The sequence below is a fragment of the Streptomyces sp. NBC_00239 genome (genome assembly GCF_036194065.1).
In the GTDB taxonomy this organism is placed as follows: Bacteria; Actinomycetota; Actinomycetes; order Streptomycetales; family Streptomycetaceae; genus Streptomyces.
The window spans coordinates 6158080-6170530 of sequence record NZ_CP108095.1 but is presented as its reverse complement, the minus strand read 5'-3'; the positions used below and the strand labels follow the sequence as shown (position 1 = coordinate 6170530).

Below are 12451 nucleotides of genomic sequence, written 5' to 3'. Positions count from 1 at the left end.
GTAGCCGGGTCTCTGCCTCGCGCAGGAGGGCGGCGGGGTGCTTCTGCTACTCAAGGAGGAGGGCGCTGACCCTCCGCATTGCGCACGCAACGCATGGTGAGACTGTTACGCGTCCGATGTGAGCCCGGGCATAGGACGCACATCACTTACTAAGGCGCCTAGTACCCACCTAAAGGCGTCGTCAGTGCGGGCTGAGACCGGGTCGAGCCCGGAATTCCGGACTTCCCGGGCGGCCCTGATCCACTAAGCGGGATCGTACGTCACACCTTTGCCACAGGATTTTGCCGCCGCTAAGAATGGCCGTCGTCGCACAGCGCCGCGGGTCTCCCGATCTCGCGGCGCTTTCCTGCGGCGCCCCGCTCTTCGTAAAGGTTGCTGCCCATGTCTGCGTCCAGCACTCCCGGTCATAATCGTCTGACCAAGATCCACAAGATGTCGATCGCCGGTGTCGCCACCCTCGGTGCCGCCGTGCTCGCCTTCTCCCTGGTTCCGGCCGACGCCGCCGAGGCCGAGACGGTCGTCGCCGCCCCGGTGAGCTGGACGAAGATCGTGGACGGCGCGCAGCCGAAGGCCCTGCAGGCCAGCCTGGCGCAGCAGCACCTCGTGGTCGACAAGGCCATCAAGGACGCGGCGAAGGCCAAGGCCGAGGCGGCTGCCAAGGCGAAGGCCGCCGCCAAGGCGAAGGCCGCCGCGAAGGCCAAGGCGAAGGCCAAGGCCGACGCCGCCGCGAAGGCGAAGAAGGAGCGCGCGGCCAAGGCCGCCGCGAGCCGTTCCGCCGCCCGCACGCCGGTCTACGCGAACAACCTGGACGGCTGGATCCGCGAGGCGCTCAGCATCATGAAGCGCGAGGGCATCCCGGGCTCGTACTCGGGTATCCACCGCAACATCATCCGCGAGTCCGGCGGCAACCCCCGCGCGATCAACAACTGGGACATCAACGCCCAGAACGGCATCCCGTCCCAGGGCCTGCTCCAGGTGATCCCGCCGACCTTCGCGGCGTACCACGTCAAGGGCACCAAGTACGACCTGTACGACCCGGTCGCGAACATCGTCGCCGCCTGCAACTACGCGGCCGACCGCTACGGCTCCATGGACAACGTGAACAGCGCCTACTAGGCGGCTGTGGCGCGGCCCGCGGCCGTGCCACCCGTACCCCCATGCGCCTCAGGGGCGGCACCCGGTTCCTTCCGGGTACCGCCCCTGAGGCGTTTCGCGCGTACCGGGCCCGCGAACGGGCCGGGCCGGCTACTTGCGCATGACCTCGGGCTCGTGGCGGCGCAGCAGGCGGGCCACCGCGAAGCCGCACGCGATGCCGATGAGGAGCAGCACCGTGATGTTGAAGCCCCACTGGCCGGCCGTGGCATCCCACAGCGGGTCGGTGTTGGTGGGGTTCTCCTGGTCCCAGGGCGGCATGAGCACGGCCAGGTTCAGGGTGGTGCCGGAGGCGGCGACGGCCCAGCGGGACGGCATCAGCCAGGCGAACTGCTCCAGGCCGGGCGAGTCGTACACCTGGAAGAGGATGCCGGTGAACACGACCTGGACGATCGCGAACATGACGAGCAGCGGCATGGTCTTCTCGGCGGTCTTGACCAGCGAGGAGATCACGAGGCCGAACATCATCGACGTGAAGCCGAGCGCGGTGACCGAGACGCACAGCTCGACGGCGGGCGGCATGATCAGGCCCTCGGCGGGCAGGTCGCGCGGGGTGAAGCCGATGGCGCAGATGATCGCGCCCTGGATGGCGGTGATGACGCCGAGGACGATCACCTTCGACATCAGGTACGCGGACCGGGACAGGCCGGTGGCGCGTTCCCGCTCGTAGATGACCCGTTCCTTGATCAGCTCGCGGACCGAGTTCGCGGCGCCGGAGAAGCACATGCCGACCGCGAGGATCAGCATGATGGTGCCGGCGTCGCCGTTGAAGCGGGACGGCGGCTTCGGCGGCGCGAGGCCGAAGGTCGCGGGGATGACCGTGGAGACCACGCCGAGCACGGCCGGCAGGATCACCATCAGGGCGAGGAAGCCCTTGTCGGAGGCGATCACCGAGACGTAGCGGCGGATCAGGGTGAACAGCTGCGAGCCCCAGGCCTGCGGCTTCGGCGGCTGCATCTGCGCGGTCGGCATGGTGACCGACTGCGGGGCCACCGCGTCGAGGTCGGCGGCGTACAGCTGGTAGTGCTGCGAGCCCTTCCAGCGGCCGGCCCAGTCGTAGTCGCGGTAGTTCTCGAAGGCCGAGAAGACGTCCGCCCACGTGCTGTAGCCGAAGAAGTTCAGCGCCTCGTCCGGCGGGCCGAAGTACGCGACCGAGCCGCCGGGCGCCATGACCAGCAGCTTGTCGCAGATGGCCAGCTCGGCGACCGAGTGGGTCACGACCAGGACGGTGCGGCCATCGTCGGCGAGGCCGCGCAGCAGCTGCATGACGTCGCGGTCCATGCCCGGGTCGAGGCCCGAGGTCGGCTCGTCCAGGAAGATCAGCGACGGCTTGGTCAGCAGCTCCAGGGCCACCGACACGCGCTTGCGCTGGCCGCCCGAGAGCGAGGTGATCTTCTTGTCCTTGTGGATGTCGAGCTTGAGCTCGCGCAGCACCTCGTCGATGCGCGCGGACCGCTCGGACTCGGCGGTGTCCCCGGGGAAGCGGAGCTTGGCCGCGTACTTCAGGGCGGTCCGTACGGTCAGCTCCTTGTGCAGGATGTCGTCCTGCGGGACCAGGCCGATGCGCTGGCGGAGCTCCGCGAACTGCTTGTACAGGTTGCGGTTGTCGTAGAGGACGTCGCCCTGGTTGGCGGGCCGGTAGCCGGTCAGCGCCTTGAGCAGCGTCGACTTGCCGGAACCGGACGGGCCGATGACGGCGATCAGCGACTTCTCGGGGACGCCGAACGAGACGTCCTTGAGGATCTGCTTGCCGCCGTCGACCGTGACGGTCAGGTGGCGGGCCGAGAAGGAGACCTCGCCGGTGTCGACGAACTCCTCCAGCCGGTCCCCGACGATCCGGAACGTCGAGTGGCCGACGCCGACGATGTCGTTCGGGCCGAGCAGCGCGGTGCCGGACTTGGCGAGCGGCTGACCGTTGACGTAGGTGCCGTTGTGGCTGCCCAGGTCGTGGATCTCGAAGCGGCCGCCGGTGGAGCGGAACTCCGCGTGGTGGCGCGAGACCTGGAGGTCGGAGACGACCAGCTCGTTGTCCAGCGCGCGGCCGATGCGCATGACGTGGCCCAGCGCGAGCTGGTGGAACGTCGTCGGGCTGCGGTCGCTGTAGCCGTGGCCGCCCGCGGCGGGGCGCGGGGCGCCCTGCTGCTGCGGGATCTGGCCGTGCGGCGGCTGGTGGGGCTGGGCCGGCGCGTGGTGCGGCTGCTGCGGGGCGGCGTGGTGCGGCTGCTGCCCGTACGGGGCCTGCTGCGGCTGCTGGTACGGAGCCTGCTGCTGCGCGGCGGGTGCGCCGTGCTGCTGCACCCCCTGCGGCGCGCCCTGCTGCATTCCGTGGTGGGCCGCCGCGGCCGGGGCGGCGGCGGCCGAGGCCACCGCGCCCGAACCGGCCTGGCCGGCCGAGAGGTTCAGCCGCGGCCCGTCGGTCGCGTTGCCGAGGTGGACCACGGTGCCGGCGGCGAGGTCGAGCCGCTGGACCCGCTGGCCCTGTGCGTAGGTGCCGTTGGTGCTGCCGTGGTCTTCGATGGCCCAGCCGTGGCCGTTCCAGCCGATGGTGGCGTGCCGCCACGAGACGCGCGCGTCGTCGATCACCACGTCACCCTGCGGATCGCGTCCGAGGGTGTACGACCTGGACGGATCGAGGGCCCAGGTCCTTCCGTTCAATTCCAGTACGAGTTCCGGCACTCCATGCCCCACTTGTTGTCCCCCGATGCCCCCTGACAGCAGGGAGTCTAGGGATGGCGAACTTCGGGGGGAACTATTTCAGGCCCGCGGCCGGAAGTGGAATCCGGGCCCTGTGGAGTGCGCCGGGGAAGGGCCGTTGACGTGGTCGCAAAGCCCCCGGAGAGTGGTAAGAGCCCATGAGTGCGTACGGATCATGCGCGAATGGGATATCCGGGATGACTCAGCACAACTCGGGGGTCCTCGCATGAATCCGCACCGCATGAATTCGGGCACGGGCGAAGTGGGCGCGGCGGGCGGAGCGTTCGGCTCCGGCGTACGGTCGCCGCTCCGTTGGGGCGAGGTGCTGCTGTCCGCGGTGGCCGCGGCGGGCTGGGCGCTGGTGGTGATGGCGGGGGTCGCGGCGCTCGGCCTGCACCTGCTGGGGGCCGATGCGGCCGGGCGGCTGGGGCCGATGACGGCGGCCGTGGTGGTGCTCGCGGTGGGCGGTTCGGTGACCCCGTCGGGAGACGTCTCGGCGTACGGACTGGACGGCGCGCAGGCGGCGACGGCGCTGGAGGTGCGGCCGCTGGGGGTGAGCCTGGCGGGGGCCCTGGTGCTGGGGTTCGTGTTCCTGAGGTCGGTACGGGCGGCCGGAGTTGCCGTGTCCGGATCCCAACTCGCGGCCCGCGCCGCGGCCGTGGCGGCGGTGTTCACGGCCATGGCCGGCGGGCTCGCGTGGGCCGGCCGCGACGTGGTGACGCTGGACGGGACGCGGTGGGCGCCGGGCGGGGGCAGCGCGGGTGACGGCGCGGGGAGCGGCGCCGGCGGCGGGCTGGAGATTCCGGGGATCGGGGACATCGGGGACATCGACCTCGGGGGCATCGGAGGCATCGGGGACGTCGGGGGGCTGCTGCCGGACCGGTTGCGGGACCTGGTGGACGCGCAGGCGCGGGTCGGGTTCAGCGCGGACGCCGGGGCGACGCTGGCGGGCGCCGCGGTGTGGGTGTCGGCGGTACTGCTGGTCGCGCTGCTGGCCTCGCGGCGGACCCCGGTACCGGCCGGTTGGGCGGTGATCGACCGGTGGGTGCGGCCGGCGGTGTCGGCGGTCGTGGCGGTGCTCCTGGTGTCGGTGGCGGCCGGGCTGGCGGCGGCCGGCTGGGCGATGGCCGACGACGCGCATCCGCGCCGGATCGCGGGCGCGGCGCTGCTGGGGGCGCCGAACGGGACCTGGCTCGCGGTGCCTCTGGGGATGCTGGTGCCGTTCCGCGGGCGGGCCAGCGGCGGGCTGGCGGACCTGCTGCCCGATCCGCTGGACGAGCTGCTGTCCGTGTCGGCGGACCGGCCGGTGACGGTCACCCGACTGGCGGAACTCGACGGGCGGGTGTGGCTGCTGGTCGCCGCCGTCGCGGTGCTGATGCTGTACGCGGGGGTGCTGACGGCCGTACGGACCCCTGCCCGCGGGGGCGGCGGGGTCGGCGGGGTCGGGGTGGTGGGCACCGCGGTACGGCTCGGCCTGGCGACGGGGGCGGCCGTACCGGTACTGGTGTGGCTGACGGGTTTCTCGGCGGACGCCTCGCTGTCGGTCCTGGGAGTGGACGCCTTCGGGGCGGGCGTCGAACTGCGGGGCGACGCGGGGGCGGGGGCGCTGCTCGGTGCGGCGTGGGGCGCGGCGGCGGGCGCCCTGGGCGCCTTGGGCGCCGTGGGCGCCCGTCTGCGGGGCGGACCGCCGGCTCCGGCCGGGGCGGGGGCGCATGCCGGGGCGGGAGGTGGCGCGGGAGGTCGTCAGGGGGGCGCGGCGGGTTTTGGCCCGCATGGCCACCCCCAGGGGGCGGACCCTCGAGGGCCCGAGCAGCTCCCCGGGCCGTATCGGCCGTCGCCCGTACCGGGGGTCCGGCCCGGCGAGGTGAATCCGTACCGGACGGCGGGGTCGGCAAGCGGGCGGGGGGACGGGCGGCACTGGGGCGCCACCGTCCCGGGCGGGCGGCAGGGGCCGGGCGGGCGGGATCAGGGTGCGGGCGGGGCGGGCGCGGCGGGGGACGGGCGGGATCAGGACGCCACGATCGCGGGTGGGCCGCCTGTGGCGGGGCCGCGGCGGGGGCCGGGCAAGGGGCCGTCGGGGGGCCGGGCCCCGTTCACCCCGCCGCCTCCGCCGCCCCCGCCTCCGCCGCCGCCTCCCCCGCGCGGCCCCCGCTGACCGGCTACGCCCCCCGCGCCGGTGCCCTGGGGGGCAACTTCCAGCCTCGCCGGTGCCCGGGCGGCGCACCCCGCCTGGCCGGCAACTTCCAGCCTCGCCGGCGCCCTGGGGCGCAACTTCCAGCCTCGCCGGCGTTTGAGGCGCGGGGTTTGGGGCGGAGCCCCAAGACAACCCGGCTGACGCCGGGCACCGGGCTCCGCCCGGACCCGCTCCTCAAACGCCGGAGGGGCTGAAAGGTGCGCGGGGTCGCCGGGCACCACCCGGGCCCGCGCCTCGAACGCCGGAGGGGCTGGATGTGGCCCGGAGGGGGTGGGGCGTCCGGTGGGCGGGATGGGGGGCGCCGGGGGGTGGGGTAGGGGATACGGTGAGGGCACCATGAGCGCTTCGCAGACCTCCGACATCCCCACCCTCCTCGTCAAGATCTTCGGCAAGGACCGTCCCGGGATCACCGCCGGGCTGTTCGACACTCTCGCCGCCTTCTCCGTCGACGTCGTCGACCTGGAGCAGGTCGTGACCCGCGGCCGCATAGTGCTGTGCGCCCTGGTCACCGCGCCCGGCTCGGCGGGCGGCGAGGGCGAGCTGCGCGCCACCGTGCACAGCTGGGCCGAATCGTTCAAGCTCCAGGCCGAGATCATTTCCGGTACCGGTGACAACCGGCCGCGCGGCAGCGGCCGCTCCCACGTGACCGTGCTGGGGCACCCGCTGACCGCCGAGTCCACCGCCGCCATCGCCGCCCGCATCACCGCCACCGGCGGCAACATCGACCGCATCTTCCGTCTCGCCAAGTACCCGGTGACGGCGGTGGAGTTCGCCGTGTCCGGCGCCGAGACCGAACCGCTGCGGACCGCCCTGGCCACCGAGGCCGCGCAGATCGGCGTGGACATCGCGGTGGTCTCGGCCGGGCTGCACCGGCGGGCCCAGCGGCTCGTCGTGATGGACGTCGACTCGACGCTGATCCAGGACGAGGTCATCGAGCTGTTCGCGGCCCACGCGGGCTGCGAGGACAAGGTCGCCGAGGTCACCGCGCAGGCGATGCGCGGCGAGCTGGACTTCGAGCAGTCCCTGCACGCCCGGGTCGCGCTGCTCGCCGGCCTGGACGCCTCGGTCGTGGACAAGGTGCGCGCCGAGGTGCGGCTGACGCCCGGTGCCCGGACCCTGATTCGGACCCTGAAGCGGCTCGGCTACCAGGTCGGCGTGGTCTCGGGCGGGTTCACGCAGGTGACGGACGACCTGAAGGAGCGGCTGGGGCTGGACTTCGCCTCCGCCAACACGCTGGAGATCGTCGACGGCAAGCTCACCGGCCGGGTCACGGGAGAGATCGTGGACCGGGCGGGCAAGGCGCGGCTGCTGCGCCGGTTCGCGGCGGAGGCCGGCGTACCGCTGGCGCAGACCGTCGCCATCGGCGACGGCGCCAACGACCTGGACATGCTGAACGCGGCCGGGCTCGGAGTGGCCTTCTGCGCCAAGCCGGTGGTGCGCGAGGCCGCGCACACCGCGGTCAACGTGCCCTTCCTGGACGCCGTGTTGTACCTGCTGGGCATCACGCGCGAAGAGGTCGAGGCCGCCGACCTGCACTGACCGACACCCGACACGGCAGGGCCCCGGCGCGAGGTGCCGGGGCCCTGCCGTGTTCGCGCCCGGTGTGCGGGGCCGCGGTCAGTGCTTCGGGGTCCAGAAGTCGAGCAGGGTCCCGACGCCGTGTTCGAGGGACTTCCAGGAGCCGGTGAACCCGACGATGGCCAGCGCCGCGGTCGGGAACCCGCTGCGGGCCATCCGTACCAGGGTGTCGTCCTTGGCGCTGCCGGACAGGGCGTCGGCGAGCGCCTGCATCCCGGGGTTGTGGCCGATGACGAGGAGGTCGCCGACGTCGTCGGGGGTTTCGTTCAGCAGGGCGATGAGCTCGCCCAGCGAGGCTTCGTAGAGCCGGTCCTCGTACACGGTCCGCGGGCGGTGCGGCAGTTCCTGGACGGCGAGCTTCCAGGTCTCGCGGGTCCGCGCGGCGGTCGAGCAGAGGGCCAGGTCGAAGGTGATGCCGGTTTCGGCCAGCTTCAGTCCTACGGCCGGGGCGTCCTTGCGGCCGCGGTCCGCCAGCGGCCGGTCGTGGTCGGACACCTGCGGCCAGTCGGCCTTCGCGTGCCGGAGTAGGACGATCCTGCGGGGTGTGTCGGCGCTCATGCCGTTCAGCTTCGCATGAAATGAGCCACGGGGCGCAGGGTGTTGACGGGCTCACCCGACCGGGGCGGGGGCGCTCCGGCGCGCGGCGGGAACACCGGCGCGGGCGCTGCCGCGGCCCGGGAGCGGCACCCGTACGGGCAACCCGTACGCATCGCCGGGGCACCCCTGCGGGTCAGCCGCCCAGCCGGTGGATCCGGTCGACGAGCTCGGCCATCGGCGAGGCCCCGGCGACTTCGGCTCCGCCGGATCCCGCGAGCAGGAGCAGCAGGGCGGCGAAGGCGGCGACCGGGAGGGCGAGGGCCCACCAGGGCAGCCGGGTGTCCGCGGGGGAGCCCTGGGCGCGGTGTCCTACGAGGGTCCGGGTGTGGACGGGTGTGGACATGACCGCCTCCGCGGGTGCTGCGGGTGTCCGGCCGGGTGGGGGCCGCTGTGCCTTCGAATCTATGGATTCGAGGCGGTGCTTCCCATCCGGAATCCCACCCACTTCACCCTGAGCCTGACCCCCTAGGGGATGCGGGGGATAACCCCACCCCCGACCGGCGTCGGGCACCTTCGGCGTCGGCAGCCCGGCGTTCGGGCCCGGGCGGCGTCAGGGGGAGGCGAGGGTCGCGATGACGGCGATGACGACCGTCACGCCGAGCATCGCGCCCAGCACGATCGCGAGCTTCTTGCGGCCGTTCTGCGGATTCGGTTCCAGGACAGACATGGCTTCAGTCTCCCATGCCGCATTCGTCCTCGACCGTGCGGTCCCGCCCTGCGAGGACGCCCACCGCGATCTGGGGGACCATCAGGCCGGCCATGAGGACGAGCGGCAGGTCCCAGCCGCCGCTGTGCTGGTAGAGCACGCCGATGAGCAGCGGGCCGGGGATGGAGATCAGGTAGCCGGTGCTCTGGGCGAAGGCGGAGAGGCGGACCACGCCGGCCGCGGACCGGGTGCGCAGGCCGATCATGGTGATGGCGAGCGGGAAGGCGCAGTTCGAGACGCCGAGCAGGACGGCCCAGAGCCAGGCCCCGCCGGCCGGGGCCGCGTAGAGGCCGGCGTATCCGGCCAGGCCGAAGGCGCCGAGCCCGGCGACGATGACGCCCTGGTTGCGGACGGCGCCGGCCAGCCGCGGGATGACGAAGGCCAGCGGGACGCCCATGACCATGGTCACGGCGAGCAGCACGCCGGCGGTGCCCGCCGACACTCCGGCGTCGCGGAAGATCTGCGGCATCCAGCCCATGGTCACGTACGCGCCGGTGGCCTGGAGGCCGAAGTAGCCGGCCAGCGCCCAGGCCGTACGGCTGCGGGTGACGCGCGGTCCGGCGGCCCGGTCGCCGGCGGGGGCCGCGGCCCGGGCGGCTGCGCGGTCGCGGCCGGCCTCGCGGGCGACGGGGATCCAGGGCAGCACCGCGATCACGGCGAGGACGGCCCAGACCAGCAGGCCGTACCGCCAGTTGCCACCGAGAGCCTCTGTCATGGGCACGGTCGTGGCGGCGGCCAGCGAGGTGCCGATGGCGAGGGCCATGGAGTAGAGGCCGGTCATGGTGCCGATGCGGTCCGGGAACCAGCGCTTGACGATCACCGGCAGGAGCACGTTGGTGAGGGCGATGCCGGCGAGGGAGAGGGCGCTGGCGGCCAGGAAGCCGACGGTGCCGCTCGCGAGCGGGCGGATCACGAGGCCGGCGGCGACGGCGGCCATGCCCGCGCAGACCACGGCGGCCGGGCCGAAGCGGCGGGAGAGCCGGGGTGCGGTGACGCCGAAGACGGCGAAGCACAGGGCGGGGACGGAGGTGAGGAGGCCGGCGACGGCGCCGCTCATGCCGAGGCCTTCGCGGGTCTCTTCGAGGAGGGCGCCGAGGCTGGTGATCGCGGGGCGGAGGTTCAGCGCGGCCAGCACGATGGCGACGATGAGGAGCGGGCCGAGCCAGCTGGGCACGGGGCGCTCCGCGGGCGGCTGTACCGCCGCACGGGGTGCGGCCGTACGGTTCAGGACCTGTATCTCTTCGTCGGGCATTCAACCATCATAGAATCATGGGATGATTGGTTGTCCAGTCCCGCATCGCACCGAGAGGGCCCCATGCCGCTGACCTCGCCCCGGCGTTCCGCGCTCGCAGACCAGGTGATCGCCCAGCTCAGGAACCAGATCACCACGGGCGAATGGCCCCTGGGGTCGCGCATTCCGACCGAGCCCGAGCTCGTCGAGCTGCTGGGTGTGGCCCGGAACACGGTCCGGGAGGCGGTCCGCGCGCTCGCGCACAACGGGCTGCTCGACATCCGGCAGGGTTCGGGGACGTACGTGATCGCCACGAGCGAGCTGGCCGGGGTGATGCACCGGCGCTTCGCGGGGGCCGATCCGCGGCACATCGCCGAGCTGCGTTCGACCCTGGAGTCCTCGGCGGCGCGGCTGGCCGCGGAGCGGCGCACCGAGCGGGACCTGGTCCAGCTCGACGCGCTGCTGGCGCGCCGGGAGCAGGCCTGGGAGAGCGGGGACGCGGAGGTGTTCGTGGCCGCGGACGTGAGCCTGCACATGGCGGTGGTCGCGGCCTCGCACAACGACGTGCTGCTCGGCCTGTACGCGGACCTCGGCGAGCTGCTGCGGGACTGGCTGCGGGAGGACGTCGGCACGGAGCTGACGCCGGACACCCACATGGACCACGCGCGGCTGGTGGAGGCGATCCGGCGGGGCGACGGGGACGCGGCCGCGTCGGAGGCGGCCGGCTACCCGTTCGAGTGGCTCAAGCACGCACCCGGCGGGCGCGGCGCGCACCCGGGCGCGGACGGCGCCGGCGCGGCGACGGCGGGCGGCGGCACGGGCACCGGCGACTCGGGCAGTGCGGGCGGTGCCGGAGGTGCGGGCGGTGCCGACGACGGCGGGGCGGTCAGCCCGGCCGGTGGCTGACCCAGGCCGAGCGGACTTCCTTCCAGCAGCGGCTGGTCAGCTCCACGCGCCCGGCGGGGCCGACCGGCACGGCCACGGTGTCCCCGTCCACGTCCCACCAGCGGTCGCACTCCACGTGCAGGGCGACCAGGTCGGTGCGCGGGTACGGGTTGTGGCAGTGCGCCGTGACGCGGGAGCCGGCGATCTCGGTGTCGCAGTCGGAGCCGAAGAGGCGTTCGCGGTCGGGGCGGGCGGGCTGGGCGGGCGGTTCGGCGGGCAGGTCCCGGAGCAGGGGCTCGGCGGGCAGGTCCCGCAGGGCGGGCGCGGCGGGCAGGTCGGCGGGGCCGGGGGCCGGCTCCGCCCCGGCGGCGGCGCCGGAGACCGTGCCGGCCAGGGCGCTCGGCGCGAGGAAGCCGGTCAGCACCACCGAGGTCACCAGCAGGGACATCGCTCGATTCCGCCTCGGGCGCACACCCGTACCTCCTCCCCGCACCTCGCCGAGAAGATCCCGGCTCGGTCAGTTTGCAGGCATTTGTCCACATCTTCGACTCGGGAGATCCCGCCGGGCCCGCACCCGGACGGCGACGGCCGCGACTCCGGGTGGGAGCCGCGGCCGTCGCCGCCGTACGGGAGGAACCGGGTCAGGCGCCCATCGCGTGCAGGCCGCCGTCCACGTGGACGATCTCGCCGGTGGTCTTCGGGAACCAGTCGGACAGCAGGGCGACGACGCCCTTGCCGGCCGGCTCCGGGTCGCTCATGTCCCACTCCAGCATCGAGCGGTTGTTCCAGACGTCCGCCAGCTCCGAGAAGCCCGGGATGGACTTCGCGGCCATCGAGCCGATCGGACCGGCCGAGACCAGGTTGCAGCGGATGTTCTCCTTGCCCAGGTCGCGGGCGAGGTAGCGGCTGGTGGCCTCCAGCGCGGCCTTGGCCGGGCCCATCCAGTCGTACTGCGGCCAGGCGTACTGCGCGTCGAAGGTGAGGCCGACGACGGCCGCGCCCTCCGCCGGGAACAGCGGCTTGCAGGCCATCGTCAGGGACTTCAGGGAGAAGGCCGAGACGTGCATGGCGGTCGCCACCGACTCGAAGGGGGTGTTCAGGAAGTTGCCGCCGAGGGCGTCCTGCGGCGCGAAGCCGATCGAGTGGACGACGCCGTCGAGGCCGCCGAGCTCCTCGCGGACGAGGCCCTCGAGGCGGGCCAGGTGCTCGTCGTTGGTGACGTCGAGCTCGATCACCTTGACCGGCTTCGGCAGCTTCTTGGCGATGCGCTCGGTCAGCGACGGGCGCGGCCACGCGGTGAGGATCACCTCGGCGCCCTGCTCCTGGGCCAGCCGGGCGGTGTGGAAGGCGATGGACGACTCCATCAGCACACCCGTGATGAGGATGCGCTTGCCGTCGAGAATTCCGCTCATGG

General features: G+C 73.3%; 11 protein-coding genes. 4 read left to right on the top strand and 7 right to left on the bottom strand.

From position 1 onward, the window contains the following. The first annotated feature begins 381 nt into the window (after positions 1-381). Positions 382-1116 carry a transglycosylase SLT domain-containing protein gene (locus OG764_RS27125; protein ID WP_328971046.1) on the top strand — a complete coding sequence of 245 codons (735 nt, stop codon included), beginning with the start codon at positions 382-384 and terminating at the stop codon, positions 1114-1116. 129 nt (positions 1117-1245) lie between these two features. Here OG764_RS27125 and OG764_RS27120 read toward each other — a convergent pair whose 3' ends face one another. After that, entirely contained in the window at positions 1246-3840 is a 2595-nt protein-coding gene (locus OG764_RS27120) for an FHA domain-containing protein (protein ID WP_328971045.1), read from the bottom strand. A 247-nt stretch (positions 3841-4087) separates the two neighbouring features. Here OG764_RS27120 and OG764_RS27115 point away from each other — a divergent pair, with 247 nt between their 5' ends. Both OG764_RS27115 and serB read left to right on the top strand, forming a co-directional pair. Next, on the top strand, positions 4088-6001 hold the full coding sequence (locus OG764_RS27115; protein WP_328971044.1) for a streptophobe family protein: 1914 nt from the start codon (positions 4088-4090) through the stop codon (positions 5999-6001). A gap of 375 nt (positions 6002-6376) precedes the next feature. Next, positions 6377-7579, top strand: coding sequence for a phosphoserine phosphatase SerB (gene serB, locus OG764_RS27110; RefSeq protein ID WP_328971043.1), 1203 nt, complete (start codon positions 6377-6379; stop codon positions 7577-7579). A gap of 78 nt (positions 7580-7657) precedes the next feature. On the opposite strand, the gene OG764_RS27105 is transcribed toward serB, so the two are convergent. From OG764_RS27105 to OG764_RS27090, 4 genes are all read right to left on the bottom strand, one after another. Further along, the gene (locus OG764_RS27105) at positions 7658-8176 is read right to left on the bottom strand and encodes a SixA phosphatase family protein (protein WP_328971042.1); all 519 of its coding nucleotides are present in this window, start codon (positions 8174-8176) and stop codon (positions 7658-7660) included. Positions 8177-8348: 172 nt separating this feature from the next. Further along, positions 8349-8558, bottom strand: coding sequence for a hypothetical protein (locus OG764_RS27100; RefSeq protein WP_328971041.1), 210 nt, complete (start codon positions 8556-8558; stop codon positions 8349-8351). A gap of 207 nt (positions 8559-8765) precedes the next feature. After that, positions 8766-8882: an SGM_5486 family transporter-associated protein gene (locus tag OG764_RS27095; protein WP_328971040.1), complete on the bottom strand. Its 117-nt coding sequence runs from the start codon at positions 8880-8882 to the stop codon at positions 8766-8768. 4 nt (positions 8883-8886) lie between these two features. After that, positions 8887-10173 carry a CynX/NimT family MFS transporter gene (locus tag OG764_RS27090; RefSeq protein WP_328971039.1) on the bottom strand — a complete coding sequence of 429 codons (1287 nt, stop codon included), beginning with the start codon at positions 10171-10173 and terminating at the stop codon, positions 8887-8889. A 63-nt stretch (positions 10174-10236) separates the two neighbouring features. Here OG764_RS27090 and OG764_RS27085 point away from each other — a divergent pair, with 63 nt between their 5' ends. Continuing rightward, positions 10237-11058: a FadR/GntR family transcriptional regulator gene (locus tag OG764_RS27085; protein ID WP_328971038.1), complete on the top strand. Its 822-nt coding sequence runs from the start codon at positions 10237-10239 to the stop codon at positions 11056-11058. On the opposite strand, the gene OG764_RS27080 is transcribed toward OG764_RS27085, so the two are convergent. Further along, on the bottom strand, positions 11039-11485 hold the full coding sequence (locus OG764_RS27080; protein WP_328971037.1) for a hypothetical protein: 447 nt from the start codon (positions 11483-11485) through the stop codon (positions 11039-11041). The genes OG764_RS27085 and OG764_RS27080 overlap by 20 nt on opposite strands. 193 nt (positions 11486-11678) lie before the next feature. Continuing rightward, on the bottom strand, positions 11679-12449 hold the full coding sequence (gene fabI / locus OG764_RS27075) for an enoyl-ACP reductase FabI (RefSeq protein WP_328971036.1): 771 nt from the start codon (positions 12447-12449) through the stop codon (positions 11679-11681). Positions 12450-12451: the final 2 nt, after the last annotated feature.